General features: G+C 46.7%; 27 protein-coding genes and 2 tRNA genes. 25 read left to right on the forward strand and 4 right to left on the reverse strand.

Annotation, left to right across the window (positions count from 1 at the left end; genetic code table 11):
* The first annotated feature begins 11 nt into the window (after nucleotides 1-11).
* From ACZ5NB_RS07000 to ACZ5NB_RS07055, 12 genes are all read left to right on the forward strand, one after another.
* Nucleotides 12-929, forward strand: a complete 918-nt coding sequence (locus tag ACZ5NB_RS07000) for an ExeA family protein (RefSeq protein WP_460232317.1) — start codon at nucleotides 12-14, stop codon at nucleotides 927-929.
* A complete protein-coding gene (locus tag ACZ5NB_RS07005) occupies nucleotides 926-2125 on the forward strand; it encodes a hypothetical protein (RefSeq protein ID WP_460232318.1) in 1200 nt (399 codons plus the stop codon). Before ACZ5NB_RS07000 ends, ACZ5NB_RS07005 begins: the two co-directional genes overlap by 4 nt.
* On the forward strand, nucleotides 2118-3854 hold the full coding sequence (locus ACZ5NB_RS07010; RefSeq protein WP_460232319.1) for a GspE/PulE family protein: 1737 nt from the start codon (nucleotides 2118-2120) through the stop codon (nucleotides 3852-3854). Before ACZ5NB_RS07005 ends, ACZ5NB_RS07010 begins: the two co-directional genes overlap by 8 nt.
* A 2-nt stretch (nucleotides 3855-3856) precedes the next feature.
* Entirely contained in the window at nucleotides 3857-5077 is a 1221-nt protein-coding gene (locus ACZ5NB_RS07015) for a type II secretion system F family protein (protein ID WP_460232320.1), read from the forward strand.
* Nucleotides 5061-5663, forward strand: a complete 603-nt coding sequence (locus tag ACZ5NB_RS07020) for a type II secretion system protein (RefSeq protein WP_460232321.1) — start codon at nucleotides 5061-5063, stop codon at nucleotides 5661-5663. Before ACZ5NB_RS07015 ends, ACZ5NB_RS07020 begins: the two co-directional genes overlap by 17 nt.
* A gap of 133 nt (nucleotides 5664-5796) precedes the next feature.
* Nucleotides 5797-6219 carry a type II secretion system protein gene (locus ACZ5NB_RS07025; protein WP_460232322.1) on the forward strand — a complete coding sequence of 141 codons (423 nt, stop codon included), beginning with the start codon at nucleotides 5797-5799 and terminating at the stop codon, nucleotides 6217-6219.
* 26 nt (nucleotides 6220-6245) lie between these two features.
* Entirely contained in the window at nucleotides 6246-6674 is a 429-nt protein-coding gene (locus ACZ5NB_RS07030) for a prepilin-type N-terminal cleavage/methylation domain-containing protein (RefSeq protein WP_460232323.1), read from the forward strand.
* Complete coding sequence (locus ACZ5NB_RS07035) at nucleotides 6664-7152, forward strand: type IV pilus modification PilV family protein (RefSeq protein WP_460232324.1); 489 nt, start codon at nucleotides 6664-6666, stop codon at nucleotides 7150-7152. Before ACZ5NB_RS07030 ends, ACZ5NB_RS07035 begins: the two co-directional genes overlap by 11 nt.
* 8 nt (nucleotides 7153-7160) lie before the next feature.
* Entirely contained in the window at nucleotides 7161-7964 is an 804-nt protein-coding gene (locus ACZ5NB_RS07040; RefSeq protein ID WP_460232325.1) for a prepilin-type N-terminal cleavage/methylation domain-containing protein, read from the forward strand.
* Nucleotides 7954-8409 (forward strand): hypothetical protein, encoded by a 456-nt coding sequence (locus ACZ5NB_RS07045; RefSeq protein WP_460232326.1) that lies wholly within the window; start codon nucleotides 7954-7956, stop codon nucleotides 8407-8409. Before ACZ5NB_RS07040 ends, ACZ5NB_RS07045 begins: the two co-directional genes overlap by 11 nt.
* An 8-nt stretch (nucleotides 8410-8417) precedes the next feature.
* Nucleotides 8418-12251: a DUF6701 domain-containing protein gene (locus ACZ5NB_RS07050; RefSeq protein ID WP_460232987.1), complete on the forward strand. Its 3834-nt coding sequence runs from the start codon at nucleotides 8418-8420 to the stop codon at nucleotides 12249-12251.
* A gap of 17 nt (nucleotides 12252-12268) precedes the next feature.
* The gene (locus ACZ5NB_RS07055) at nucleotides 12269-13027 is read left to right on the forward strand and encodes a VIT1/CCC1 transporter family protein (protein WP_460232327.1); all 759 of its coding nucleotides are present in this window, start codon (nucleotides 12269-12271) and stop codon (nucleotides 13025-13027) included.
* 4 nt (nucleotides 13028-13031) lie between these two features.
* Here ACZ5NB_RS07055 and ACZ5NB_RS07060 read toward each other — a convergent pair whose 3' ends face one another.
* Nucleotides 13032-13553: a glycine cleavage system transcriptional repressor gene (locus ACZ5NB_RS07060; RefSeq protein ID WP_460232328.1), complete on the reverse strand. Its 522-nt coding sequence runs from the start codon at nucleotides 13551-13553 to the stop codon at nucleotides 13032-13034.
* A 185-nt stretch (nucleotides 13554-13738) separates the two neighbouring features.
* Here ACZ5NB_RS07060 and ACZ5NB_RS07065 point away from each other — a divergent pair, with 185 nt between their 5' ends.
* From ACZ5NB_RS07065 to tusA, 3 genes are read left to right on the forward strand one after another with little or no spacing between them, the layout of a single operon-like run.
* Nucleotides 13739-14008: a YheU family protein gene (locus tag ACZ5NB_RS07065; protein ID WP_460232329.1), complete on the forward strand. Its 270-nt coding sequence runs from the start codon at nucleotides 13739-13741 to the stop codon at nucleotides 14006-14008.
* Nucleotides 13986-14615 (forward strand): alpha/beta family hydrolase, encoded by a 630-nt coding sequence (locus ACZ5NB_RS07070; protein ID WP_460232330.1) that lies wholly within the window; start codon nucleotides 13986-13988, stop codon nucleotides 14613-14615. Before ACZ5NB_RS07065 ends, ACZ5NB_RS07070 begins: the two co-directional genes overlap by 23 nt.
* Nucleotides 14616-14628: 13 nt before the next feature.
* Nucleotides 14629-14907, forward strand: coding sequence for a sulfurtransferase TusA (tusA, locus tag ACZ5NB_RS07075; protein WP_460232331.1), 279 nt, complete (start codon nucleotides 14629-14631; stop codon nucleotides 14905-14907).
* 104 nt (nucleotides 14908-15011) lie between these two features.
* Here tusA and ACZ5NB_RS07080 read toward each other — a convergent pair whose 3' ends face one another.
* Nucleotides 15012-15713 carry a hypothetical protein gene (locus ACZ5NB_RS07080; RefSeq protein WP_460232332.1) on the reverse strand — a complete coding sequence of 234 codons (702 nt, stop codon included), beginning with the start codon at nucleotides 15711-15713 and terminating at the stop codon, nucleotides 15012-15014.
* Nucleotides 15714-15979: 266 nt separating this feature from the next.
* On the opposite strand from ACZ5NB_RS07080, the gene ACZ5NB_RS07085 reads away from it, so the two are divergent.
* The 3 genes from ACZ5NB_RS07085 to pdxB are packed head-to-tail and all read left to right on the forward strand — an operon-like array spanning nucleotide 15980 to nucleotide 18588.
* Complete coding sequence (locus ACZ5NB_RS07085; RefSeq protein WP_460232333.1) at nucleotides 15980-16540, forward strand: elongation factor P hydroxylase; 561 nt, start codon at nucleotides 15980-15982, stop codon at nucleotides 16538-16540.
* Nucleotides 16541-17449 (forward strand): 5'-3' exonuclease, encoded by a 909-nt coding sequence (locus ACZ5NB_RS07090; RefSeq protein WP_460232334.1) that lies wholly within the window; start codon nucleotides 16541-16543, stop codon nucleotides 17447-17449. It begins immediately after the preceding gene.
* Nucleotides 17450-17451: 2 nt separating this feature from the next.
* On the forward strand, nucleotides 17452-18588 hold the full coding sequence (gene pdxB, locus ACZ5NB_RS07095; protein ID WP_460232335.1) for a 4-phosphoerythronate dehydrogenase PdxB: 1137 nt from the start codon (nucleotides 17452-17454) through the stop codon (nucleotides 18586-18588).
* 32 nt (nucleotides 18589-18620) lie between these two features.
* Here the strand turns inward: pdxB and ACZ5NB_RS07100 are convergent, their stop codons facing one another.
* Nucleotides 18621-19838: a pyridoxal phosphate-dependent aminotransferase gene (locus ACZ5NB_RS07100; RefSeq protein WP_460232336.1), complete on the reverse strand. Its 1218-nt coding sequence runs from the start codon at nucleotides 19836-19838 to the stop codon at nucleotides 18621-18623.
* Nucleotides 19839-19989: 151 nt separating this feature from the next.
* Here ACZ5NB_RS07100 and msrB point away from each other — a divergent pair, with 151 nt between their 5' ends.
* The 3 genes from msrB to ACZ5NB_RS07115 are packed head-to-tail and all read left to right on the forward strand — an operon-like array spanning nucleotide 19990 to nucleotide 21864.
* The gene (gene msrB, locus ACZ5NB_RS07105; RefSeq protein WP_460232337.1) at nucleotides 19990-20406 is read left to right on the forward strand and encodes a peptide-methionine (R)-S-oxide reductase MsrB; all 417 of its coding nucleotides are present in this window, start codon (nucleotides 19990-19992) and stop codon (nucleotides 20404-20406) included.
* Entirely contained in the window at nucleotides 20403-21089 is a 687-nt protein-coding gene (locus ACZ5NB_RS07110; RefSeq protein WP_460232338.1) for a DNA-3-methyladenine glycosylase I, read from the forward strand. Before msrB ends, ACZ5NB_RS07110 begins: the two co-directional genes overlap by 4 nt.
* A gap of 37 nt (nucleotides 21090-21126) precedes the next feature.
* Nucleotides 21127-21864 (forward strand): DUF1499 domain-containing protein, encoded by a 738-nt coding sequence (locus ACZ5NB_RS07115; RefSeq protein ID WP_460232339.1) that lies wholly within the window; start codon nucleotides 21127-21129, stop codon nucleotides 21862-21864.
* On the opposite strand, the gene ACZ5NB_RS07120 is transcribed toward ACZ5NB_RS07115, so the two are convergent.
* A complete protein-coding gene (locus ACZ5NB_RS07120; RefSeq protein WP_460232340.1) occupies nucleotides 21861-22643 on the reverse strand; it encodes a hypothetical protein in 783 nt (260 codons plus the stop codon). The two genes, ACZ5NB_RS07115 and ACZ5NB_RS07120, sit on opposite strands and share 4 nt — an antisense overlap.
* Before the next feature lie 276 nt (nucleotides 22644-22919).
* Between ACZ5NB_RS07120 and ACZ5NB_RS07125 the strand changes: the two genes are divergently transcribed.
* From ACZ5NB_RS07125 to ACZ5NB_RS07140, 4 genes are all read left to right on the forward strand, one after another.
* Nucleotides 22920-22995: transfer RNA gene (locus ACZ5NB_RS07125), tRNA-Glu, on the forward strand.
* 64 nt (nucleotides 22996-23059) lie between these two features.
* Nucleotides 23060-23135: transfer RNA gene (locus ACZ5NB_RS07130), tRNA-Gly, on the forward strand.
* 1110 nt (nucleotides 23136-24245) lie between these two features.
* Nucleotides 24246-25472: a zinc metallochaperone GTPase ZigA gene (zigA, locus tag ACZ5NB_RS07135; protein ID WP_460232341.1), complete on the forward strand. Its 1227-nt coding sequence runs from the start codon at nucleotides 24246-24248 to the stop codon at nucleotides 25470-25472.
* Between the two features lie 37 nt (nucleotides 25473-25509).
* The gene (locus ACZ5NB_RS07140) at nucleotides 25510-26163 is read left to right on the forward strand and encodes a DUF1826 domain-containing protein (protein ID WP_460232342.1); all 654 of its coding nucleotides are present in this window, start codon (nucleotides 25510-25512) and stop codon (nucleotides 26161-26163) included.
* Nucleotides 26164-26191 lie beyond the last annotated feature (28 nt).

Consider the following 26191-nt stretch of genomic DNA (forward strand, 5'->3'; position numbering starts at 1 on the left):
AGGTCGCCGCAGTGTATAAATCCCATTTTAATTTTAAAGAAGCGCCATTTGGATTAACGCCTAATACGCAGTTCTTTTTCAACAAAAGTAGTCACCGCAATGCATTGAATACCTTGCTGGTCTCTCTTCGTCATGCAGAAGGATTCATAAAAATCGTTGGCGAGGTTGGTACTGGAAAAACCATTGTTTGCAGAAAATTGCTTTCTTCTTTGGGTGATAAGTTTATAACAGCATATATTCCGAACCCATATCTTACACCAGACGAGCTAAAATATTTTGTGGCAGAAGAATTGGATATTCAATCTGCATCTGATATGCCGAGTTATAAACTACTTGGTGTTATCTATCGACGCCTCATCCAGCTTGCACGACAAGGAAAACAAGTCGTACTGGTCATTGATGAAGCACAAGCAATGCCTCGGGAGACGGTCGAGTCGCTCAGATTACTAACCAACCTAGAAACCGAAAAACGTAAATTGCTACATGTCGTTCTTTTAGGGCAGCCTGAATTAGATAAGTTGCTCGCTAGGCCTGATCTTAGGCAGTTAAAGCAGCGAATAATCTACTCCGAAACGATCCATCCTTTGTCGAGAATCGGTGCCTTGGCTTATGTAAAGCACCGGGTGAGGGCAGCGGGCTCGGATCAAAAAGTATTTACTAATTCAGCTGCACTGCTCATTGCCATTGCTTCGGGTGGTATTCCGAGGTTAATCAACATACTTGCTCACAAAAGCTTGTTAGCGGCGTATGGGATGGGAAAAGGCAGCGTCACCATTTCTGCAGTAGCTCGTGCTATCCGCGATACTAGTGAAAGTCGCAAATTGGGTAAGCTGCTAGCCGCCAATCCCCATGTTTTATGGCCTTTGTTGGGCGTAATACTATTTTTACCTTTGTGGTTGACTAGCCCCGGACGAGGAATGTTGCAATGAGCCTCGTGAATCAAATGTTAATGGATTTAGATGGGCGTCATGCCAATGAATACTGTGATGGTATTCAGCCTCCCATGCAGGAAACAGTTCAGGTTCCAGGGGCGCTCCTAAAATGGGCGTTGTTAGTCTTGCTCTTTCTTAGTGTGTTGTTTATTGGATTCAAGATTGTTCATGACGTAGATGATTTCGGGACCGCGTTTCTATCAGCTATTCCTGTTATGGATACGACGAAGCAGGGGCATTCATCACTAAGCGAGTCGAGTGAGTCATCGTCAGATTCTTATTTGCCCAACATGTCTAATAGCGTCCGCGATACGCCTGAAACTGATACCGTTTTGCAGCATAAGGTGTTGAACACCCCTCAAACATGGGAAAACTCGAATACGAGAGAGACATTATCGGATGGCGACAGCGATGTTGACCGTTTGTTGGCATTAGCACAGGTTGCTTTGACTAGAGACCGACTAACAACACCAGAGAATGACAACGCGCTAAGATATTTCAGGTCGGTGCTATTGCTCGACAAAAATAATTCAGAAGCCAGGTCCGGAATTTTAGCTATCGCGGCTCGGTATTGGGAAATGTATCGTCTCACTTTTGAGCAAGGGCGTAATCAGACAGCCGATCACTATAAAAATAAGGTTTTAGTTATTGCGAATGACTATCCTTTTGTCAGTGAAGTAACCGATAGCTTTGAAGTATCTTCTAGCGATGTGACTGCTTACGACGCTAGTTCGTCAGAACTTGCTGTTCTTCGCGATAGACCCACATCAGAAGCTACGTTAGCTAAAGTTCAATCACTAATTAACGACGGATTTTATCTTGATGCCTTAGACACAATTAATAATAGCGAAGAGGAAGTGCAGCAGGTGCCGAAAATATTGCGCGTCAAAGCAGCTCTTTTACATCAACAACGAGACTTTGACCAAGCTGCGCAGATTTATAGAGAGCTGATTCGTTTGAACTCAAAAGAAGGTCAATATTGGTTAGGTTATGCCAGTTCACTGGATGCGGGAGGAGAGGTTTCAGAGGCTTTGAACGCCTATCGTCGCGCTCATTTATACCTAGGAAAAAACGATTCAGCGACAAACTTTGTTGCTCAGCGAATTGATGCTTTAAGAAACGCGGTCGAGCTGAATGAAGGACCTCATCGCGCGTCATCTTTCTCTGGTCGAAAGGAGCGCATCCATGAATAACCCCTCTCAGCAAAAGCGAATTCGGATCGGTGATATTCTGGTTGCGCAGCAAATTATCACCGAAGATCAATTGATGCAGGCGCTGGCCGATCAGAAAAAGTCTGGCCGTAAACTCGGTCGTGCCTTGGTTGAATTGGGTTATGTCGATGAAAACACTTTACTATCCATTTTATCAAAGCAGCTTAATTTCCCTTTTATCGATTTAAAACAATTCGCATTTGATGCGGAACTTGTTAAACGTCTTCCTGAAACCGTGGCACGACGTTTTAGAGTGCTCATCCTAAGTGAGGAGCCTGATGGGTTGCTGTTGGGTATGGCAGACCCCACCGATATTTTCGCTCTAGATGAGCTGGCTCGCACACTTAAAGATACCTTAAAACCTGCGGTAGTAAGAGAATCCGAATTACTCGATATTCTCGACATGGTGTACAGCAGGGAATCCGATATTGCAGCTCTTGCTGGAGAGCTGGGCGAAGAGCTCGAAGATTCATCGGTAAACCTTGCTGATGTAGCAATGGACGCTGCTGACTCCGATGCGCCAGTTGTAAAGTTATTGCAGGCTGTATTTGAAGATGCCATTAAAACCAAAGCCTCTGATATTCACATTGAGCCTGATGAGCATGTGCTGCGAATTCGACAGCGTATTGACGGTGTTCTAAGTGAACAAGTTATGAACGAAAAACGTATTGCCACAGCGCTGGTTGTACGTTTGAAATTGATGTCAGGTTTGGATATTTCTGAGAAACGCATTCCTCAAGATGGGCGTTTCAATCTGCGTGTTAATAACCGTAATATCGATGTTCGCTTATCTACCATGCCGGTGCAATTTGGGGAATCTGTAGTGATGCGGATTCTTGATCATACCGATGGTGTTATGCGTCTGGGCGATGTCGGTATGCCGGATACGATCGTTAAACGTTTTCGAGAAACAATTCATCGTCCTTTTGGTTTGATTTTGGTCACAGGGCCAACCGGAAGTGGTAAAACCACAACGCTTTATGGCGCAATCTCCGAACTTAATACCGCCGATAAAAAAATCATTACGGTGGAAGACCCTGTTGAATACCGCCTTCAGCGAGTTAACCAAGTTCAAGTGCACGAGAAAATTGGCTTAACCTTCAGTAAAGTTTTGCGTGCGACATTGCGCCAGGACCCTGATGTGCTGTTAGTCGGGGAGATTCGCGATAAAGAATCGGCAGAAATCGCACTGCGAGCGGCCATGACCGGGCATTTGGTGTTGAGTACTTTGCACACCAACGACGCTATAACGTCTGCTCTAAGGTTGGTAGATATGGGCGTTGATCCATTCCTAGTCGCCGCGTCCTTAAAAGCGGTGGTTGCACAACGCCTCGTACGTCGAATTTGTGAGAACTGTGCAGAGACGCATACCCCCAATGCACAAGAACAACAACTGCTGGCTATTGCCTCTAAGTCGATGAATTTATCGAGTGCAGTCTTTCGCCAGGGAAGAGGCTGCCCGCATTGCCACAACACCGGCTATCGAGGTCGTATTGGTGTATTTGAGCTGCTTGAGTTGGACACGCAAATGACCAATGCATTGCGCTCTGATGATGTTAGTGCGTTTAATAGAGCGGCTCACCAACATCCGCATTTTCGACCTTTAAGTTTTGCCGCGCTTGAATTTGCTGTGCAGGGTATTACTTCCCTATCAGAGGTAATGAGAGTTTCTGCTCTGGTGGAAGATGAACACCTGAGTGAGGTAGGTTAAACGTGGCTCACTTTGAATACAAAGGACGCAATAACGAAGGCAAGCTCATTACTGGCACTCTAGACGCTAGTAACCGCGAGAGTGCAGCGTCTATGGTTGCCAACCTAGGGTTGATACCCGTCCAGCTCGATGAGCTAAACGAAAAAACGTCTGATATTCAAGCGCTATTTGAAAAGCTTGGGCACCGCTCTATCAGTGCGCCTGAATTAATCATGTTATGTCGTCAACTTTACACGATTACCAAATCAGGCATACCGTTGATTCGAGGCGTCAAGGGATTAGCTGTCTCTATCAATCACCCCGTACTACGAAAAACCTTAGAAGAAGTTGCGCAGGAACTTGAAAGTGGTTTGGGTTTGTCTGTTGCGTTTGGTCATCACCCCACTGTGTTTAACGAGTTGTTCGTCAATATTGTTCATGTCGGTGAAAATAGTGGTCGTTTAGATGAAGCTTTTTTGCAGCTAAGTGAATACCTGGAACGGGACCTTGAAACTAACAAGCGTATTAAAGCGGCACTTCGCTATCCAACTTTTGTTGTTGCGGCAATTGTTTTGGCACTCGCGGTCATCAACGTTAAAGTCATCCCAGAGTTTGCAAAAATGTTTGCCAAGTTTGGGGCTGAATTACCAATGCCCACTAAAATTTTGATTGCGACATCCAATTTTTTTGTCGTTGCGTGGCCCTACTTGTTAGTGGGTATCGTTGCTGCCTGGTTCGCCTGGCGGGAATATTTAAAAACGGATAACGGGCAAATGTTCTGGGGTGACAAAAAGCTACGTATACCCGTCATCGGCGACATTATCAATCGGGCATCCATGGCGCGATACAGTCGGAGCTTTTCTCTGATGTTGAAATCAGGTGTGCCTTTGCCGACATCGCTAGAACTGTGCGCTCGTGTCATTGATAACGCCTTTCTTGCGATAAAAATACGCGCAATTCGTAGTGGTATTGAACGAGGCGACAGTCTATTACGAACTCACACCGGTAGCGCTATGTTTACGCCACTGGTATTGCAGATGATTGCAGTCGGCGAAGAGAGCGGTCAAGTCGACGAGTTACTTGGTGAAGTTGCTTCATACTATGAGCGTGAGGTTGACTATGATGTAGAGAGCCTAAGTGCGCGAATCGAACCTATTTTGATTGTTGCGATGGCGGCAATTGTATTGATATTGGCCTTGGGAATATTTTTGCCGATGTGGAGTATGTATGACGTTCAAAAATAGTGATACACAAAATGTAGGCGCCAACGAGCGTGGTTTTACGCTTTTGGAGTTGATATTGGTCGTAACGCTAATTGGCATATTGGCGGCAAGTGGTTTGGTGTATTACCAGCGAATTCTTGATGATGCTAAGCGAACGGGTGTTGAAATATTAGCAAATAGATTTACAGCGGCTATAGCATTAATTCGCGGGCAATGGATCGTAGAAAGTACGATGCAACTACAAGGTAAGGTTCCGGATACATTTCGCGTTGATGTAGACAACGTTGCTATATTTTTGAATGAGTATGGCTGGCCGGCTAATACAGACAATGGAAGTCGCAGTAGTAACGATCAGACTTCCGAAGAGTGTTATCAAATTTGGCAAACGATTTTACAAAATCCATCACCGGTTACGGTGGAGGGGCGAGGTTCCGGTTCGTCAAATAACCTTAAAGAGAATGCTAAAGGTCAGCAGCGATACCATATTTCTCAACGCAGTAATTCTGTGTGCCGTTATGAACTTGTGACCGAACCAGAAGGGTCGCATTACTTTGAATATAACTTAAAGACAGGACAGGTATTAATTACCGTTCCTCCACTGGATTAAGTGTATTCAAAAGCTATAGTTAATATAGGATCTAAATTAACCGGGTGCATTAGGTTTATATGTTCTCTGTAAGCGTTAGTTAAGGCCATTTTTAGCGAAAATATACGTATGGCAAAGTAATGGAGCATCATCAATGAAAGGGCAACAAGGTTTTACATTAATTGAGTTGATCGCGGTAATCGTTATCTTAGGTATTTTGGCTGCGACGGCTGTGCCTAGATTCGTTAATTTGCAAACAGCAGCGCGGTCTGGTGCGGTATCGGGTATTGCCGGTGCTGTTGAATCGGCTAGTGCCATCAACTATGCCACTGAACTCGCAGAAGAAGCTGGCGTTGCGGGCGCTGCTTCTGTGTCTACTACGGCGGGTTGTACGTCAGGTGTTGTCAATGGTTTGCTAGATGCGGGAACACAAGTTGATTTCACCAACGACTACAGTATTTCAACGACTACAGCGTATCCTGGTACACCAGCCGTTGGAGACTTTGCTGTATGCACGTTAACGGATCAAAACGATGGTGCAGCCACAGCTAACTTTACGCTGTATTACGCTGACTAATTCTGGCACGACGTAGGTGGTCTACTATGTTCAGCGCGTGGCGAACCGCAAAAGGTTTTACGCTGCTTGAACTTGTGACCATCATCGTCATTTTAGGTGTTCTGACTTTTTTTACCCTACCGAGACTCAATATTTCTGATTCGAGTCTTCTTGCCGGTCGCGATACAGTTGTAGCGGCCGCCAATCATGCTCAACAAGTTGCTATGGCGCGCGCTAGCGTATCAAACCCAATCACACTCGTAGTGAACACTGCGTCAATTGATGTGCGGGAAAACGGCAATAGTGTTGTTATTCCTGGCGTAGAATATCCAATCAGTTTTGAAAACGGTGTTAGTGTGACCGCAGGCACAGGTGTTTTAGCGTTCGATAAGTTAGGGCGAACCACGCCAACGACTATTTCCCTTAATAATGGAGGCGCTTCGGTTGCTGTGGAGGCCAGTGGCTATGCGCACTAATCACTTCCGACGACAATCCTTTCAAGTAGGTGTCACTTTAATTGAGACGGTAATTTTTATCATCGTCGTGTCGGTCGGCTTAAGTGTACTGGTAACAGCGTTCAGCGCATTTCTGGGAAATAGTGTTGACCCTATTGTTCAGGTGCGTGCATTGGAATGCGCTCAAGCAAAACTTGATGAGATTATGGCTCGCAAATTCGATGAGAATTCTCCCACAGGCGGTGTGCCGCCATGTGGTAGTGCTGAAACGGGTGCAACGGCGTGCGCTGGAATTAGCAACGATTCAGATTTCGATGATGTCGGCGATTATGATGGGCAAGTCGACAACAGTAGGGCTAATTGTAGTATCTCGGTTACAGTGTCTAACGCGGGTGGTGACCTCGGGTTGGCAATTGCACAAGCGCGGCTCATCACCGTGGATGTCACGTCTCCTGGCGGTGGTATCGTGACGCTCTCTACCTACAAGGCAAACTTTTAGGAGAGATCATGCGCAGAGATATGCAACAGCGAGGTTTTACCTTAATTGAACTTATAGCAGTCATCGTGATTATCACTATTCTTGCAGTGATGGGCAGCTCCTTTGTTTTACAAACCGCCAATGCATATCACGACACGGTTAATAGGACTCGATTAATTCAAACTGCCCGTCAGTCTATAGAGCAACTCACACGCTATTTGCGGATCGCGGTGCCTAACAGTATTCGTGTCAGCGCAAATAACCTGTGTATTGAATGGATACCGGTTGTGGGTGGTGGTCATTATCTTGGAGAATTACCGGATACCAATAACGGTGCCTCTGCAACATCGTCAATTTCCACTGGCCCCATGGGGTTTGATGTTGGCAGTAGTGAGTACGTCATCGTCGCACCACTGACAAGTGCGGAGGTATACGGTGGTAACACGGTGGCACTCTACGCAGGAATTAATTCTAGTTCAGTACCTAATGTTTTAAGTCTTACTTCAGCAAAACAGTTTTTGCGCAATTCTGTTAATAAGCGAATTTTCATTGGTGGTTTACCGATGCAAGCTTGCGTAGATGGTGGCGAGTTGCGTCTGCATGAAGGCTATACCAGTAGCGGAAGTTTACCGAGCCTGGCTTCTCTAACCGGCTCCCCACCTAACACCGGTATCGTAATGGCTGAGGGTGTTAACCCTACGGCTGAATTGCCATTTTCTATTACCAATGGAACGCAAGATAGAAATACTATTGTGGATATCGAAATGCCTTTTCGTGAAGGTGGTGAGCAGATTGTGATTCGTCACCAGGTAATGGTGAGAAATGTTCCTTAGTACTCGGACTCATAACTATAGAGAAAAACAGGGTGGATGGTTGATGCCTTTGGCGGCGTTTATTGTCATTGTCATGGCATTGCTCGCGGTCACTCTTGGGAGATTGGTTTCGAATACCAGTGTCGCAAGCGCACAGGAGTTAATTTCAACACAAACATTCTACGCGGCGGAAGCTGGGGCACAATATGGAATGTCGCGAGTATTTTATGATACCGCTTCACCAACGTCGCGTGCATCCGGTACGGCAGCGTGTGCTTCCAGTAATGGACAGGTGATTAATTTTAATGCGGCTGGCTTGGGCGGGTGTCGTACGCAAGTTAATTGTCAAAGTGTTGTTGATGCGAGTAATACTACGACATTTTTTACCATATCGAGTCAGGCGAATTGTGGCTCTGGTAATGTCACATCGCAGCGCACTGTTTCAGTGTCGGCCTATTTACAGTGAGAAGTGTGATGCTATTTGACCCTAAGTATTACAACACACTCATTTTTTCAGCGCTGTTGGTGTGTTTCTCGTTGAGCGTTCAATCCGCTCCGGGCGATGTGTTATTTGAAGAGTATTTTAATAATAATGGCGACCTCAATAGCGATTGGGATAGGTCGAGTACAAGTGATGTGGGCGTCAGTAGTGATACGTTTTTATCGCCATCTAATTCTGCATTTATACGCCAAGGTTCACAGACATTGACATTGAAATCGAGCCGTTCTATCAATGCGCAGGGGATCGGCGTTGATTTAACACTGTGGATTCGCCGAGGTAACGATAGTTTTTCTGAAGACCCAGATTCCGGAGAAGATTTACGCGTTCAATATCTAAATGATAATGGCTCCTGGGTCACGCTTGAACAGTTTGCCGGTGATGGAACACCAGGGGAAATTTTCACACCCATTTATAATTTACCCAGTGATGCACTCTATAACGGTCTACGTGTTCGATTTTGGGTGATTGATGGTAATACCAACGCTGACTATTGGCACATTGATGACGTGATTATTACCGAAGCTGCGGTCGCTGCGGCTACGTTAATCGCTGAATGGCAAATGGAAGAATTATCGTGGAGCGGTAGCAGTGGTGAGGTTGTCGACTCAAGTGGCAATGGGAATAATGCAACCGCGGTTGGCGGTGTTACAACGAGTGAATTAGATCCGGCGATCGCTACCAATCCTGGCACTTGTCGCTATGGTGATTTTGATGGCGTCGATGATTATCTCACGTGGAGCGGTTTATCTAGCACGCTCAACTCAACCGCGAGCATGGCGTTTTGGATTCAAACGACGCAAACGGGAAATAACACGGGATGGCAAGCCCCCGGTATTGCGGGCGTGGAAGAATCCGGCGGTACCGACGATATTTTTTGGGGATGGCTCGACGCTTCAGGGCGTATCGGGATTTCTGTTGCGAACGACTTTACTACTAAATCGAGTACATCAATTAATAATGGTGCTTGGCATCATATTGTGCTGACACGTGATCACTCGGCGGGCAGTTATAAAATTTATATCGATGGTGCATTGGATGCGAGCGGTAGTATCGCCACTGGGGTTATTGGTAATAGTTATTCCAGTATTGGGCGGATTGAAGATACCGGCGGCTCCCCCGAATATTTTCAAGGTCTGCTCGATGAAGTACGTGTTTACGATGGAGTGCTAACGGATGCAGTGGTAACGGCTATTATGGCCGAAACGCATCCCTGTGCGACGGAATTGTGCCCGCTCGAAACACCGCAAGGTGGATTAGTGGGTAGCTACTATAACGGCACTAGTCTGTCTGGCGGTGTTGTTGGTACTCGAGTTGATACCGTGGTGAATTTTAATTGGGGCAGCGGTAGCCCCGGTGTTCCAGGAATAGGTACCGACCAGTTCTCGGTCTCTTGGGACGGTTACATCCGCGTTACAGAAACGGGTGATTATTATTTTCGAACTATTTCGGATGACGGCGTACGTTTGCGAGTGGGTGGCCAATTAATTATCGATAATTGGACCGACCATGCGGCTCAAATTGATACCAGTGCAGCAGTGACCTTAACTGCCGGGCAGCATTACGCGATTAGTCTAGAGTACTACGAGAATTTTGGCTTGTCGGAAATTCGGCTACAGTGGAGTACGCCATCCAGCGGCAGTTACGTCACCATTCCCAGTGGGCCGACACCTTTGGGTGCGGGATTGTATTATTGTGCGAATACGGCCGTCAGTTATTACGAAATATCCCACTCGGGTAACGGAATTACCTGTGAAGGTGAGCCGATTACCATCACAGCCTATGATGCAGGTGGCGCTACAGTTGATCCGCTCAGCGGCACTACCTTAACGTTATCAACAACACCTGCCGGTGCAACTTGGTCCGGGGGAAATACCTACGTTTTCGATGGCACTACGAGTATTGCGACAAAATACTTGCAACAAACCACACCCGCCACATTAAACATTGATGTAACAGATGGCATCGCGCTTGAATCCGCTAGCGCAGATCCGGACATTACGTTTACTGATGTGGGTGTGAGGTTCTACGGTGATACCGGGTTAAATGCATTGCCGACACAAGTCGCTGCAGTGACCGACCCGAACTTGGTCTTGCGTGTGGTAGAAACAAGCACAGATACCGGCGCCTGTGTGGCGCGGTTACAAAACACCAATCGAGATGTTGAACTTGGGTTTGAATGCCGCAACCCTACCTCATGTATCGCTGGCCAAACACTTTCGCTCAATAGTACTCCCATTACGGCGAACGATCTTGGCGCTGCTATAAATTACAGTACCGTTAACCTTTCGTTTGATGCGAATGGCTTTGCAGCCATTCCATTTAATTACACTGATGTGGGTCAAATTCGACTGCATACAGAACTCAATTTACCCCCAGAAAATGATGACCCGGCGATAACTATTACCGGCACGAGTAGTGAGTTCGTGGTGCAGCCAGATTCCTTGGAGGTGACGACGGTAGAAACCCCGGCTGCGGTTGCAAACCCCGGTACGACGTCGAGCGGTTCAGGGTTTGTCGCCGCGGGTGATCCTTTCACGGTGGTTGTTGAAGCGCGAAATGCATCCGGAAATTTGACACCCAATTATGGTAATGAAACCACTGTAGAATCTGTCACAGTTAATTTAGCCAATTTAACGTTCCCTATTGGGGGCAGTGTGGGCGTGTTAACTAATCCTTCGAGTTTTTCTGCATCTAATCCGGGAGAATTCACCAATATTTCTCTCAGTTGGAATGAAGTTGGCACTATGCAAATCTCTGCAAGCGTTGCTGACGGTGATTATTTAGGGACGGGCGATATTACTGGGAATGCTTCGGCAGATATCGGACGTTTTTATCCTGTCGATTTTGATTTAGTTGCCAGCGCTGTAAGCAATAGTTGTGTTGCGGGTAGCTATACCTATATGAGCGATGCAGGTATCTCCGTGAGCTACGACATCTCCGCTCGAAATCGCGCTGGGGTAAGTGTCGTCAATTACGACAATACAGATTTGAATTACATAACGGGTTCCGTAACGCTTCAATCAGAAAATAACGATGATGGCGTGAATTTATCGAATCGTTTAGTTACCGCTAGTTCAACGTGGGATGACGGTGTTTACAGCCTAGTTGATACAGCGGCCGATTTTCAACGTGATATGGATATTGGCTTGAATGTTATTCCTGATGGCCCTTTTAACGCGTTACAACTTGGTGTTCAAGTTAGCGATGCCGATGGTGCGGACTTCAATTTACTCGACATGAATCCCAGTACAGCCGGAGATTGTGTTGCGGCGGGCAATTGCAACACGGCTGAGTTATCCGGTGTGCTCAATGCCATATTTGGGCAGCTGTATTTGCGTGACGTTCATGGGCCAGAGTCCGCGCCTATTCCTATGGTGTGGCAAACAGAATATTGGGATGGAGTACAATTTGTTACTAACATCAACGATCAATGCACGCAGTTGCCTTTATCAGCAGTGAATTTCGTCGGCGCGACGTCGGTTATTAACGCAGCGGCTGATACGATAGCAGTGACGATCGGAAGTGCGACATCAATTTTTGATTTTTCTGATCCCATTGGCTTTGACGATTGTTTATCAGGGGCCGCTATTGGTATGTGTAACGGCAAAGCGGGTATCCAATACGGCGCACCTGGCGTTATCGCTGCCTATCCGATTGATATCAACTTAACGGGTTTGCCTTACCTACAAGGCGACTGGAATCTTGATGGAGATCATTCCGATACAACCCATCCTCGTGTTATTGTACGGTTTGAAAATTATCGTGGTCATGATCGCGTTATCTATTGGCGCGAAGTTTTACAATAACAATAAATAGGCATTTTATGTGGGGCAAACCTCGTCGACGTATTTATCAAGATCACAGCCCCGAGGCTGTCGCCGCACGGCTTTCCACTGAACCCAGGCAAGTTTACGTTAAGGATTTCGTGTACGGCGGAATTGATGGTGGTGTCACGACATTCGCGGTTGTCTCAGGTGTCGCCGGCGCGGGTTTGTCGAGTAGCGTTATTATAGTGTTAGGGTTAGCTAATATTTTAGCCGACGGATTTAGTATGGCGATCAGCAATTACCTCGGTACGAAGGCTGATAACCAACATCTCGAAAATGAACGCCAAGAAGAGTTTGCTGAAATTGAGCACAACCCAAAAGGTGAGCGGGAAGAAATTCGTCAGATATACGCATCAAAGGGTTTTACAGGAGATAACCTCGAGCATATTGTCGATGTAATTACGTCGGATAAAGAACGTTGGGTCGATACCATGATTCAAGAAGAGCACGGTTTGTCGATTGCTCCGACCAATGCGGGTATGGCAGCGTGGGTAACGTTTTGGGCGTTTGCATTGATCGGCTCGCTGCCATTAGTCCCGTTTTTATTAAACTGGTGGCGCCCGGCCACTGTTGGCTCACCTTTTTATATCAGCAGCGCGCTTACTCTAATTGCTTTTTTTATTGTCGGCGCGCTGAAAGGGAAGTTCGTCAACCATAGCCCTCTACGCTCCGGGAGTGAAACGGTCTTAATTGGCGGTGCTGCCGCGGCCTTGGCGTACATTGTTGGGCACTTGCTGCAAGGCTTGGTGAGTTAATCCGCTATTGCGCTTCCTCTAATTGAATATCAACGGTAAGTTGATTTGAAATTGTTGCAAGCTGGTCCTCTAGTTCATCAATATCAACAGTGTCTGGTAAGCTAATCATTCCTTCCGCTTCAAATAGCGGTATGCCTGTATGGGCTGCGGTGGTGCAGCGTGAACTCAGCTGCTCAAGGTTAATATGGTAGTGGGCGAGGGCCTGGCTAACTTCTTTTATGATTCCTGGTCGGTCATTACCAAATAAGGTGAATGACCAATGCTGTTGATGCGGGTCTGCCTTAGTCTCTGCAAGTTCAGCAGTGACCTGAATCCCATCGTTTGCCAGTGCTGAGAGTTGCTCCATAAGTGATTCACAGTTTTCCGCAGTGACGCTGACATGAATAATGCCCGCAAACTTACCAGCGTAGTGTGAAAGATGAGAATCCAGCCAATTGCCTCCATTTTCTGACACTGTACGAGACAATGTCTCTACAATCCCTGGCCGGTCATTGCAGATAGTGGTCATCACGATTTGTCGAGTCATCGGGGGCACTCCATTTATTATGTTTATGTTCTAACGCTAGCAGACATCGTCGGTGACGGCAATTAGCGCCTTGCTCAAGGGTGCGAGCAAACTTTTGGTTGGAGCTCCCTAACTCAATGGCAAATTAGAGCTGTTTCGGGCAGAATTGCCAGCCTTCGATAAATTACGTAGTGCTATTGGTCGATATGATTATTCCCTATGATCGTCTGCCCTCAGATACCTTGGACTCGGTGATTGAATCTGTTGTTCACCGGGAGGGTACGGACTATGGCCAAGAAGAAGTGGACCTTTCGACCAAAATTGATCAGGTGAAAGCGCAATTGCGTCGAGGAGAATTGGTGTTGGTTTTTGACGGCCTTTCCGAGTCAATCAATATTCTCACCAAGCAAGACGCGCAGCAATTTCTTGTAGAAATCAGTCAGGCAAAAACTAGTGGCGATACCGACGATTACTGATCGAGCACGCGGCGATGCTGTAGCGCGACTACTACTTGCTCACGGGGCTGGTGCGCCTATGGACTCGCCTTTTATGGCGCAGATAGCCCGGTTGTTGGCCGATCGACATATTGATGTGGTTCGTTTTGAATTCCCCTATATGGCCGAACGGCGAGCAACTGGTAAAAAGCGGCCTCCTAATCGCCAGCCCGAATTACTGGATACTTGGCGAATGGTTTTCAGCCAGCAACAAGCAGCGACTGTTCCGACCTACATTGGCGGGAAATCTATGGGCGGTCGGATGGCAGCCATTATTGCGAATGAATTGGCGTGTGCCGGTGTGGTTTGTTTGGGATTCCCATTTTATCCGGCTGGAAAGCCCGAAAAAAATCGCGTCGAGACGTTGCAACAGATAAAAAAGCCAACGTTGGTTATCCAAGGCCAACGCGATAGTCTAGGTAATAAAGAAACTGTCTCACAATATAAGCTAGCGAAAAGCGTCGCGATCAACTGGCTTGCAGACGGCGATCATGATTTAAAGCCGCGAAAGCGATCAGGCCATAGCCACGAAGAACATTTAATTAGAGCTGCGGATCGGATAGCAGAGTTTGTTGGAGCGGGTAGCTGAGAGAGAGTTATTGATGTCAGAAAAAATTTCTAAAACCATCGACGCTACGGGGTTGCTGTGTCCAGAACCGCTAATGATGCTGCACAGCGGTATGCGTGAAATTGACAGTGGCGAAGTACTGGAATTATTTGCGACCGACCCATCGACGTCGAGGGATGTGAATAAGTTTTGTACTTATCTAGGCCATACTTTAGTGAGTGAGAAAGCTATTACTCCTGAGCAGTGCGAGGAGAAACGTTTGGGCGAAGCGGGCACCGATGGAACCTGGTGCTTCCAAATTCGCAAAGTTTAGAAGAGCGGCCGCAGTCATTGGAGCGACCTAACCCCTCAGTGTAAACACGCACATAGGTACGTGTTTAAACCATAAACTCTCGTTTTACTGCGTAGATTGGGTGGCTAAACCGAATCGTCCGCGAGTAAGGAAATCGCAGCCAGTGCTTCTGGGTCATGCGATTTTAGCCTGTTGGCTATATGGTGCTGGAAGAAATAGCGAAACTCTTCCTTGGCCTGGACCGGATAGAGGCTTTCATCACCGGGTAAAACCGGCGTGGTTTCCACTAAACTTTCGTCTGCGGCCATACCGCAAATCACGCCATCGTGGTGGAGTCGCCAGCTTACAATTTCCGTAAGGGTAATTGTTTGAAATCCATTGGCAGAAAACACGGCATGAGTCCCAATCATGTCAGGGATTTCCTGAATGATATCAGTCTCGTCGTCGCAAATGGCTTCGTAATACTCGGCGGCAGTCTCCAGTTCTACAACTTTGTGAATGGGGGCTTCGAAAAATATATCGTCGATACCAGCGTCGTAATACCCTTCCCATTGACCATTGAGTGGATCACAAATATCGGGGCAAGCGACAATGTCATCCAACCAAGGTACGAGGCCAACCACATCGCCATTGGCCCTTAGACCCCAACAGAGGACTTTAAGGCTAAATAGCTTGTCTGGGTTTGCTTCGTTGGAATACAACATCTCTAATCCATCAAGCTCAGGAGCCAGACGAATAAAGCGTTGATCCGCAAGAGAGGAGTAGGGACGGCCTGAAAAGAAATCGACGACATTATCGAAGTTGTCGTCAGTGGACGAGGTCTTCATAATACCACCTCCTTTATGGGGGCTCTTGAAGAATACTATCCCACGCGTTGCGTGGTTGAAAATAGTAGCCATCACTACATAAGGTATATGCAGTTGGGCAAAAGCACAACTTTTTGTTAATTATTTTTTGGTCTAAGTTAAAATTGGTCGCATTTTGTTCAGCATTGGCTGGGTGAACCCTCTCCTGTTTATGCGTTAGCCCAGTTTTTCCGCGCGTTACTGCGGAATTTGTACAGGGCCACCAACACGTGACTTAGCAGTTTTCTATGTCAGTACTTGATCAATCTGCAACCACTCACCACCAGTCTCGCGACTTAGAGCGCCTATTCAACCAGGAGTTCATCGACTTTCAAACACAGCTGGTGGGTGGGGCGACTGAGCCACTTTACTCACCCGGTCGGGTAGAAGCAGAGACTAGCACCATCTATTACACGCGAGACTATTTTGCCAGCGCGCTACACGAAGTCTCTCACTGGTGTATCGCAGGCAGTGCGCGTCGACAGCAGGAAGACTATGGGTATTGGTATGAGCCTGATGGGCGCGATGCCCAACAGCAACAGTTGTTTGAGCGCGTAGAAGTGAAGCCACAAGCATTAGAGTGGATCTTTTCGGCTGCATCGGGTTACAGGTTTCGCTTGAGCGCGGATAATCTGAATGCAGCCGTAGGTTTGAGTGAACATTTTAAAGATGCGGTTCTTGATCAAGTGCAACGCTACTGTCGTGACGGATTATCGATTCGACCAGCGCGGTTTATGGCACGCTTGGCTGATTTCTACAATGTAGAGCAGCCTTTATCTAGTGAGCACTACACAAGGGATCAGTTATAGATGAAAGATCCTGTGGTAAAACCCCACTTGCTAATCGATGCATCCATTTATATTTTTCAATATTACTTCTCGATGCCTGACAATTGGTTCAGTCGTGAGGGGTATCCAACTGCGGCTGTTTACGGCTACACAACATTTTTATTGCGCTTGTTGGAAACCGAAAAGCCAAACCGAATCGCCGCGTGTTTTGATGAAAGTTTGGGTAGTTGCTTTCGCAATCAAATATATTCCGGATACAAGGCAAGTCGACCTCCGGCAGATGAATTGCTGGCTTATCAAATTGAGGCTTGCCGGGAAGTGACTGAAATTCTTGGTATCAAAACATTTGCTAGCGATAAATATGAAGCCGATGACCTGATAGGCAGCTTAGTGAAGCGCTTGAGAAAGAGTCCCGTACCGATTGCCATTCTCACTCGCGACAAAGATCTTGGCCAACTTGTGTTACGTCAGCAAGACTACCTTTGGGACTACGCGAAAGACGATCGCTTTGATGAGCACGGGTTATTTAACCGTTTTGGCGTACATCCGCATCAATTAGCTGATTATCTAGCCCTAGTAGGTGATGCGATTGACGATATTCCCGGAGTGCCTGGGGTGGGACCAAAATCGGCGGTTGCCTTGTTATCGGCCCATGGCTGCATTGACGGCATTTTCAACAACTTAACAGACTTGTGTTTGTTGCCGGTGAGAGGTGCGAAAAGTTTGGCAGAAAAACTCAGTGATTATAAAGACCAAATATATATGGCACGAGAATTAACGCGTATCGTCGATAACATTGAACTAGGCTGTTCAGTATCGGAGCTCAATTGGCGCAACAAAAGGTTGAGTGAGGATTTAATGGAAGAGTTCTTTGAGCGAATGGGCTTTCCGCGTTTAGTCACCAAAGCACTACGACTGAAGAATATCTAACGATGGCAAATACCCGGAAAAAAATTGTCGCTGATGAAAATATTCCACTTATTACCGAGTTCTTCAGTGAATTTGGCGACGTCATTACGATGCCGCCACGCAGCATGACAGCAGACTTAGTTGAGGACGCTGATGCGTTAATCGTAAGGTCTGTTGTCAAAATAGGGCGTGAATTGCTAGAAGGTTCGAAGGTTAAATTTGTCGCAACTTGTACTGCAGGCTTTGATCACTTTGATACGCATTTCTTTGATGAAGTGGGTATTCAATGGTCAAGTGCTCCAGGATGTAATGCGAATTCCGTAGTGCAATACGTATTAAGCAGTTTGGTTGCCCTTAAAGAGAATTGGTCTGAGAAACGTGTTGGTATTGTGGGTTGTGGAAATGTGGGTGGGCGTCTGTATAAGCAGCTAGTAGCCTTAGGTGCAGATTGTATTGGCTACGACCCGCTTATAGATAATTCACATGGCTTCAATTTGGCATCGCTCGATGATGTGCTGAGTTGTGATGTTGTAAGCTTGCACACCCCTTTAACCGTTGAAGGTAGCCACCCAACCTATCATTTGCTAAATGAAGAACGCTTAAAGAAGTTGAAACAACATGCCATTCTTATCAGTGCGGGTCGAGGTGCTGTAGTTGATAATCATGCCTTGCGTCGTGTTTTAGAGGAACGAAAAGATTTACGTGTTGTGCTGGATGTGTGGGAACAGGAACCATCAATCAGTACGGAGCTGTTAGATCTGGTGAATCTTGGTACGCCCCACATTGCTGGCCATAGCGTGGATGGGAAAGTTCTTGGAACGGAAATGGCTTACAAAGCATTTTGCCAATTCGTTGGAGTAACTCCTACCTTGACGGCAAAACAGTTTGATCAATGGCAGCCTGAAAGCCCGCTCATGGTTGACGAGAGTTCAGTGTTCTCTGCCGCGAGTGATGGTATTCGTCAAGTGTACGACACATTAGACGATGACAATCGCTTGAGAGGTGATTTAACAGGTGGAGACGCGGTCAACGAGGTATTTGATCGCCTGCGTAAACAGTACCCATACCGTCGAGAATTTCACAACTACCAGGTTAAACTAAAAGATAAAGCACCTGATATAAAAAACCACTTAGAAGCGCTTGGCTTCCAAGTGGTTTAGTGATTGCGAACGTTGTTTGGCGGTTTTAATGATTAATCTTGCGAATAACGTTCGATAAACTGACCAAACTTTTCTATTGCCGGTCCGAGTTCATCAACGCGTGGCAAAAACACGATTCTAAAATGATCGGGCTCAGGCCAGTTAAATGCTGTTCCTTGGACGAGCAAAATCCTCTCTTGTACTAAAAAGTCTTCGACCATTTTTGCATCGTCGTGGATTTTATGGATGTCTAGGTCAATTTTAGGAAATAGGTAAATCGAACCTTTGGGCTTAACGCAAGAAACACCTGGGATTTTGTCGATCATATCCATTGCTATGTTGCGTTGTTCTAGTAATCGCCCACCCGGCAAAATTAATTCGTTAATGCTTTGGTAGCCACCTAAAGCAGTTTGCACCGCAAGCATTGCTGGCACGTTAGCGCATAGTCGCATTGAGGTTAAAACATCCAAGCCTTCGATGTAGCTTTTTGCTCGATGTTTAGCACCGCTTATGACCATCCACCCAGAACGAAAACCCGCAAGCCGATAGGATTTGGATAAACCATTGAAACTAATGCAAACCACATCATCGGCAATGCTTCCCATTGGTGTAAAGGTGGCGTCGTCATACAAAATCTTGCTATAGATTTCATCGGCGAAGATCACGAGGTTGTGCTCTCGTGCCAGTGCAACAATTTGCTCTAACAAGTCTCTGCTGTAGACCGCACCAGTTGGATTGTTGGGGTTGATAACAACAATACCGCGAGTACGATCGGTAATTTTACTTTTTATGTCGTCAATATCCGGGAACCAGTCAGATGACTCGTCACAGCGATAGTGAACCGCATTACCGCCAGACAAATTCACCGATGCCGTCCACAAAGGGTAATCTGGGGCGGGAATTAACATTTCATCGCCGTTGTTAAGCAGCGCTTGCATGGCCATAACAATCAGTTCACTAACACCATTGCCGAGGTAGATATCATCCATTTCTACGTCAGGAATATTGAGCTGCTGACACTCTTGCATAATGGCTTTGCGCGCGGCAAAGAGACCTTTAGAGTGGGTGTAGGCCTGAGCTTCTCGAATGTTGTAAATCACATCTTGGATGATTTCTTCAGGTGCCTCGAAGCCAAAGGCACCAGGGTTGCCAATGTTTAGCTTCAAAATACGGTGGCCTTCCTCTTCAAGTCGGTTAGCTTGATCGAGGATTGGGCCGCGGATGTCGTAACAGACGTCGCTTAATTTAGTCGATTGCAGTAACTGTTTCATACACGCTGGATAAGGTACTCTTAAATGCAAATAGGGTTGCTTGCCGCCTGGTAGTTTTCGTACCATCGCTGGCCAGCAATGTTTACTTACTCAGTTTCGCCATTAGTAACCTTTGCTGGTTGAATAATGGTAATAATGAGGTTCTCCGATTATGGCAGATTCCACAGGAAATGACGATCTCACGGGCGATGAAATCTGGCGCGATAAGCTGACGCCTGAGGAGTTTCGCATATGCCGTGAAAAAGGTACTGAGCGTGCCTTTACCGGCCAGTACTGGGATGAAAAAACTCCGGGCCGTTATACCTGCAAATGCTGTGGTGCTGACTTGTTTGCTTCAGCAACCAAGTACGATTCTGGTTCCGGTTGGCCAAGCTTTTATCAGGCAGCCACAAGCGACTGCATTATTGAGCATGTCGATAACAGCCTGGGGATGCAGCGTACTGAAATCGTTTGTGCGAATTGTCATAGTCACCTTGGGCATGTATTTCCCGATGGTCCAGCACCCACAGGCTTGCGCTATTGCGTCAATAGTGCGTCTCTCGATCTCAAACCCGGCGAGAGTGAATGATGTTGGCTTTCGAAGACGTATTAGCGCAAGCTGTTAAGCGCAAAGGCAGTCGCAAAGCTATCGAGGAGAGCCTTCCGAAGCCGAAGTCGGCGACAGCACTGGCTAACCTGGGAGATGATCGTTATCTGTCAGAAATGAGTCGTCGAGTTTTCCGCGCAGGTCTCAAACATTCGATGGTGGATGGCAAATGGCCGGCATTTGAAAAAGCGTTTAAGCAATTCAACGTCAAGCGTGTTGCAAGCTTTAGTGATGAAGAGCTGGAAAGCCTTGCGCATGATAAAACCATAATACGTCATTTTGGCAAAATTAAAGCCGTACGAGAGAATGCCCGCTGGTTGTTGGATGTAATCGCTGAACACGGTAGTGTTGGGCAGCTAATAGGTTCATGGCCTGTAGCAGATATCGTTGGGTTATGGACGTTACTCAAGAAACAAGGTGCACAAATGGGTGGTCAATCAGGGTCGCGTTTTTTGCGAATGGTTGGCAAGGATACCTTTCTAATGAGTGACGATGTCGTCACCGTAATGATCCGAGAAGGCGTGATTGATAAGACGCCTACGAGTCAGCGTGACCTCAAAGCGGTTCAGCACGCTTTTAATCAATGGCATGACGAATCCGGGTTACCTATGTGCGCTATAAGCCGAATTGTTTCGTATACCAGCGGCGATAATTACCCGCTTTGATATTGTAAAGATCCTAAATTTTAAATAAGGAAACATCATGTCTTCAGATTCTGTATGGACACTCTGGTTGGTTCGCACGCAAATCGCTTTGCTAGCGGTCATGTTGGTTGCGTTAGTTGGGCACAAGTTTTCGGTACTGCCATTCAAGCAGGCTTTCAGCGCTTTTGGTTTAGGTTTAGTGGTCGTGATGTTGATTGCACTCGTCGGCATGCTAGCGGCTGGCTACTCAGTGATTTTCTCGAAGATGACGTGGCTCAAGCCCTCACTGATCGCAGCGCTCCTGGGCTTTATTCCATTGGTTGTTATTCTCGTGTTTGTAGGCCCGTCAAACCTGAGTGTTCCAGCCATTCACGATATATCGACTGATCTGGATAATCCGCCTGAATTTGTAGCGGTGAAACGCATTCGCGATTCGAGTCACAATTCACTGGAGATATCTGAGAAAGTGATCGAGCTTCAACGAAAGGCCTATCCACACATCCAGCCTCTTGAAAGCGCTATGACGCCAACCGAAGCCTTTAATGCTGCCATGGAAGCCGCTGCTGAAATGGGGTGGGAGCTGGTAGAGGCAAACGAACAAGCTATGCGAATCGAAGCTTACGCGGAAACCAAAATGTTTGGCTTTAAAGACGATATCGTCATTCGTATTTCGCCAGCCGGGAATGGATCTCGTATCGATGTTCGATCAGCGTCGAGGGTAGGGCAGAGCGACTTGGGGGCAAACGCACGCAGAATTTCAGCGTTTATGGAGAGCCTAAAGCAAACGAAAAACTAGTCGTAAACGGTTTTCTTTTTCCAGCCATCTTCTTCTTTTTCAAAGTCAGCCCACTCTTTGTTTGCTGGCGGTGCGCCAGCTTTATCTGGGAGTGGTTGGCTGGCCTCTTGTTTGAGTTTTTCTTCTAAGCGTGCGATAGCACCGTCGAGTTGTTCGATTTGTTTGCTGTATGTTTTTTGGCTGTTTTCTCGGACCAAAAGCTTTCTCGCCAGTGTGTAATAGTGTGCAGCAAGGCGAGTCTTGCCAGACCCTTGAGCCTGTTTCGCGTGGGTAAGATAACCATCTACGGAAATCTGTAGAATAAGTTTAGCCACCTGCTTGCTGTAGCCTTTTGCTTGGTTACTATTGATTGTGCCTTTATTCGCTAGCTTTTCGATGAATTTATGAAGCTCCTGTAGCTGGGTTCGAACTTCTTTAATTTGTTTTGGGTTTTCTAAATGGACTCGCCGAGAGTTGTCGGATCGACCTTGTGCTTCCGTCAATTGCGCGCGATAAGTTTGTAGTTCTTCAACGGTAGTGGGGTTCTTGTCATCTAAACGGGATATTTGCTCGGTGACATCAATGAGGCAGCGGTAAACCAGCACGGTTAGGTCTTTCGTTAAGAATCCTTCGGGGAAGCCGCTCAGCATGTATTTAAAATTCCCCACTCGTTGTTTGAGTGCGGTAAGCAGGCGTTGGCGTTGCTTCTTCTTGTTGTCCATGGTTTGGAAAACAAAAGCATAGCTAACGAGCATCACGAGTACCACGATAATAATGCCGACAATAAAAACCGAAGACATGCCATTTTCCTGCGTTACAAAATAGCGCGGCGTGCGCTTAAAGCGGCCATCATGGAGCAAAAGTGACCGACTCAGCTGGTGTTTAAAGGCGTATATTCAAGTTAGCCTTTGTATAGCTATCTATTTCAGTATAGCCAGGAAATACGATTTATCCCCCCGCAGCGTAAGTGCTTGTTTTTGGTCGAAAATAAGTTTGCTGAAAGGTGTTGACAGTCACCCAAGGTGTCCTTAGAATGCGCACCTCTTCTGACAGGCAGCACGCCTTCAGATATCTAGGTCCCCTTCGTCTAGAGGCCTAGGACACCGCCCTTTCACGGCGGTAACAGGGGTTCGACTCCCCTAGGGGACGCCATTTTTACACCGTGGCTCAAGCAGTTTGTGAGACATGGCTCTGGCATAGGCCAGACCTTCCTAAAGCGGGAATAGCTCAGTTGGTAGAGCACAACCTTGCCAAGGTTGGGGTCGCGAGTTCGAATCTCGTTTCCCGCTCCAATTTTCACTCCTTTGTTAGTTAAGTATCGTGCAGGGCAATGCGTCCTCGGGTCCTATTGTGGCTTGTAGGGAAACGAGATTACATCTCGTTGGATGGATCACGTCCATGTGACCCACCCCTCCGGGGCAGCGCTCGGTCGCGCTGTCCAAAAGTGCTTCCTGCACTTTTGTCGCCGCTCCAGTTTTTGTTTACTTCGATAATTTAATGTCCTTTAGGGCAATGTGTCCTCGGGTTCTATTTGAGCTCGTAGGGAAACGAGATTACATCTCGTTTGATTCACCACGTCCTGTGGCTCACCCCTTCGGGGCAGCGCTTAGTCGCGCTGTCCAAAAGTGCTTCCTGCACTTTTGTCGCCGCTCCAGTTTTTGTTTACTTCGATAGTTTAATGCCCTGTAGGGCAATGTGTCCTCGTGTTCTATTTGAGCTCGTAGGGAAACGAGATTGCATCTCGTTTGATTCACCACGTCCTGTGGCTCACCCCTTCGGGGCAGCGCTTAGTCGCGCTGTCCAAAAGTGCTTCCTGCACTTTTGTCGCCGCTCCAATTTTTCTTTACTTCGATAGTTTAATGTTCTGTAGGGCAATGCGTCCTCGGTTTCTATTGTGCTTCGTAGGGAAACGAGATTACATGGGTTACGTCTTTGTGCTCCATGGAGTCTTGCCGCCGCTGAGACCTTTTCTTTCGTTGCTTAATCCTTTCTATATGTATGCTCTTGATTTATTCACTCTAAGATACCGGCGCGGCTTAAGTTGGAGAGGTTGAAACTTCAAAAAGATATGATATAACATATATCAACAGTTTGAGATGCTTTGTTTATATCGAGTTTCTGTCTATTAGCGTGTTTGTCTTCTTTTGGTAATGAACGCTCGCTAAGTAAGTTGGATGTAGGTGATGGTGTTTTCCTCGTTTTTTAATAAGGTCTCTCCCCCTCTAGTTGGCGTCTCCTCGACGCCATTTTTTCTGACAGTTTTGGGAATTCGCGTCGCGCTTGAGAGATAGCGGGGAGGTCGTACTGGGTTCAGAAAATTGATGTCCCAATTCGACAACGCGTTGGCTGTGGGTATGACAAGGCACACGTGTAGTGTTACGGATTAAATGTTGGAGCATGGCATGATTAATAAACTACCGGTGACGGTTCTTTCGGGTTTTTTAGGGGCGGGTAAAACTACGGTATTGAACCACCTGCTCAATAATCGCGAAGGCTTGCGAATAGCTGTCATTGTTAATGATATGAGCGAAATTAATATTGATGCGAATACAGTGCAAAGTGAGGTGCAGTTAAATCGCAGTGAAGAGAAGCTCGTTGAAATGAGCAATGGTTGTATATGTTGCACATTACGTGAAGATTTGCTGCTCGAAGTGAACGACTTGGCCAAGCAGGGGCGCTTCGATTATTTGGTAATTGAATCAACAGGCATTTCAGAGCCTCTTCCCGTAGCAGAAACATTTACCTTTGCAGACGAAGAAGGTACGAGTTTATCGGATGTAGCTCGGCTGGATACCATGGTCACTTTGGTTGATGCCGTGAATTTCTTGCATGACTTTGAGGCGGCCAAGCAATTACAGGAAACAGGAGAGTCTCTAGGCGAGGAGGATGAACGTAGCGTTGCTGACCTGCTAGTTGACCAGGTGGAATTTGCGGATGTAATTCTCATTAGCAAAACAGATTTAATCGAGCCTGAAGAAACACAGCGCCTGTATGGCATATTGCGTGGCCTCAACCGTGATGCGGAAATACACGGAATTCAACATGGCAATGTGCCCATCGAGTGCATCGTGAACACCGGTCGATTTAGTTTTGAGCGAGCCCAACAAGCTCCCGGTTGGTTAAAAGAATTACGGGGTGAGCATACGCCGGAGACCGAAGAATACGGAATTGCTAGTTTTGTTTACCAGGCGCGCCGGCCTTTTCACCCAGAGAAAATATATAACTTCTTTCATCAATATGACTTTGAACAAGCAACGGAAAATAGCACAGCCTCAGGAAAACTGATTCGCTCGAAAGGGTATTTTTGGTTGGCCTCTCGCCCCGAGTTCGCGTGGCAGTGGAATCAGGCGGGTGGTATCGCACGCTACGCCTTTGCAGGCATGTTTTGGAAAGCCGTGCCGCAAAAGAACTGGCCGGATGATCCAGAGTATTTAGAGTCTATCCATGAGAAATGGATTGAGCCTTTTGGTGATATGCGTCAAGAGTTGGTGTTTATTGGACAGGGATTAAACGAATCTAAAATAAAAGCGCAATTGGATGAATGCTTACTCAGTGAAGAAGATGTGTTAAAGGGCAGAGAATATTGGGAAACCCTAAGCGATCCATTTCCACAAATGAGCGAAGAATAATGACTCCAATAACCGCGACTAACTAGGTTAATCAGTTATGCAAACAGCACAAAATGAATTAAGGGAGTCGGTAATTATATCATCAGACTTGGATGAGTTGACTCGGATCTATGACCCCTCATGTAATTTGGCAGTTTGGCTTCGTGAAGAAAACGCGACAGTGAGTGAATACACAGCATTTTTGGTCGCGAGTGGTTCGCAGTTTCAGCAATTCCAAAAATCGATAGCCATTTCTGCCGTTGAAAATGAGCTTGGAAAACAGTTACCCGAACATCCGGCTCGAGATTGGTTTATTGCTGACCTAATGCAAACGATAGAAATGTTCGCCTGTTTATTTGATCTTCGATCCGTAGGGTTTCGCCTAACAAAACTTGATTGCGCCATGTGCCCTAAATTTCATGTGGATAGAGTGCCTTGCAGGCTATTGCTCAATTACTGCGGAGGTTCGACCGAATGGTTGCCAAATCACGTGGTAGACCGTACCAAGTTGGGTCCTGCGAGTTTTGGAATTCCCGATGAACAACCCGGATTGCTTTCCGGCAAAGAAATGATCCAGATGATCCCTACTCGTGCTATCGCCTTACTAAAAGGAGAATCATGGGAAGGTAACGAAGGATTTGGCTTGGTACATCGTTCTCCTGGTGCAACGCCAGATAATCCTCGCTTGCTGCTCTCATTAGATTTTGCGTGAACTCAATGTACTATGCCTCTTTAATTTG

This window comes from Aurantivibrio plasticivorans, from assembly GCF_055392955.1.

Bases quoted from the DNA above. Each gene is read 5' to 3' on its own strand.
- pdxB (WP_460232335.1), top strand. From the start codon at position 17,452: ATGGCAAATACCCGGAAAAAAATTGTCGCTGATGAAAATATTCCACTT.
- ACZ5NB_RS07115 (WP_460232339.1), top strand. From the start codon at position 21,127: ATGTCTTCAGATTCTGTATGGACACTCTGGTTGGTTCGCACGCAAATC.
- ACZ5NB_RS07005 (WP_460232318.1), top strand. From the start codon at position 926: ATGAGCCTCGTGAATCAAATGTTAATGGATTTAGATGGGCGTCATGCC.
- ACZ5NB_RS07090 (WP_460232334.1), top strand. From the start codon at position 16,541: ATGAAAGATCCTGTGGTAAAACCCCACTTGCTAATCGATGCATCCATT.
- ACZ5NB_RS07120 (WP_460232340.1), bottom strand. From the start codon at position 22,643: ATGTCTTCGGTTTTTATTGTCGGCATTATTATCGTGGTACTCGTGATG.
- ACZ5NB_RS07040 (WP_460232325.1), top strand. From the start codon at position 7,161: ATGCGCAGAGATATGCAACAGCGAGGTTTTACCTTAATTGAACTTATA.
- ACZ5NB_RS07060 (WP_460232328.1), bottom strand. From the start codon at position 13,553: ATGACTCGACAAATCGTGATGACCACTATCTGCAATGACCGGCCAGGG.
- ACZ5NB_RS07140 (WP_460232342.1), top strand. From the start codon at position 25,510: ATGCAAACAGCACAAAATGAATTAAGGGAGTCGGTAATTATATCATCA.
- ACZ5NB_RS07065 (WP_460232329.1), top strand. From the start codon at position 13,739: ATGATTATTCCCTATGATCGTCTGCCCTCAGATACCTTGGACTCGGTG.
- ACZ5NB_RS07085 (WP_460232333.1), top strand. From the start codon at position 15,980: ATGTCAGTACTTGATCAATCTGCAACCACTCACCACCAGTCTCGCGAC.
- zigA (WP_460232341.1), top strand. From the start codon at position 24,246: ATGATTAATAAACTACCGGTGACGGTTCTTTCGGGTTTTTTAGGGGCG.
- msrB (WP_460232337.1), top strand. From the start codon at position 19,990: ATGGCAGATTCCACAGGAAATGACGATCTCACGGGCGATGAAATCTGG.
- ACZ5NB_RS07055 (WP_460232327.1), top strand. From the start codon at position 12,269: ATGTGGGGCAAACCTCGTCGACGTATTTATCAAGATCACAGCCCCGAG.
- ACZ5NB_RS07080 (WP_460232332.1), bottom strand. From the start codon at position 15,713: ATGAAGACCTCGTCCACTGACGACAACTTCGATAATGTCGTCGATTTC.
- ACZ5NB_RS07100 (WP_460232336.1), bottom strand. From the start codon at position 19,838: ATGAAACAGTTACTGCAATCGACTAAATTAAGCGACGTCTGTTACGAC.
- ACZ5NB_RS07025 (WP_460232322.1), top strand. From the start codon at position 5,797: ATGAAAGGGCAACAAGGTTTTACATTAATTGAGTTGATCGCGGTAATC.
- tusA (WP_460232331.1), top strand. From the start codon at position 14,629: ATGTCAGAAAAAATTTCTAAAACCATCGACGCTACGGGGTTGCTGTGT.
- ACZ5NB_RS07110 (WP_460232338.1), top strand. From the start codon at position 20,403: ATGATGTTGGCTTTCGAAGACGTATTAGCGCAAGCTGTTAAGCGCAAA.
- ACZ5NB_RS07035 (WP_460232324.1), top strand. From the start codon at position 6,664: ATGCGCACTAATCACTTCCGACGACAATCCTTTCAAGTAGGTGTCACT.
- ACZ5NB_RS07010 (WP_460232319.1), top strand. From the start codon at position 2,118: ATGAATAACCCCTCTCAGCAAAAGCGAATTCGGATCGGTGATATTCTG.
- ACZ5NB_RS07045 (WP_460232326.1), top strand. From the start codon at position 7,954: ATGTTCCTTAGTACTCGGACTCATAACTATAGAGAAAAACAGGGTGGA.
- ACZ5NB_RS07020 (WP_460232321.1), top strand. From the start codon at position 5,061: ATGACGTTCAAAAATAGTGATACACAAAATGTAGGCGCCAACGAGCGT.
- ACZ5NB_RS07050 (WP_460232987.1), top strand. From the start codon at position 8,418: ATGCTATTTGACCCTAAGTATTACAACACACTCATTTTTTCAGCGCTG.
- ACZ5NB_RS07030 (WP_460232323.1), top strand. From the start codon at position 6,246: ATGTTCAGCGCGTGGCGAACCGCAAAAGGTTTTACGCTGCTTGAACTT.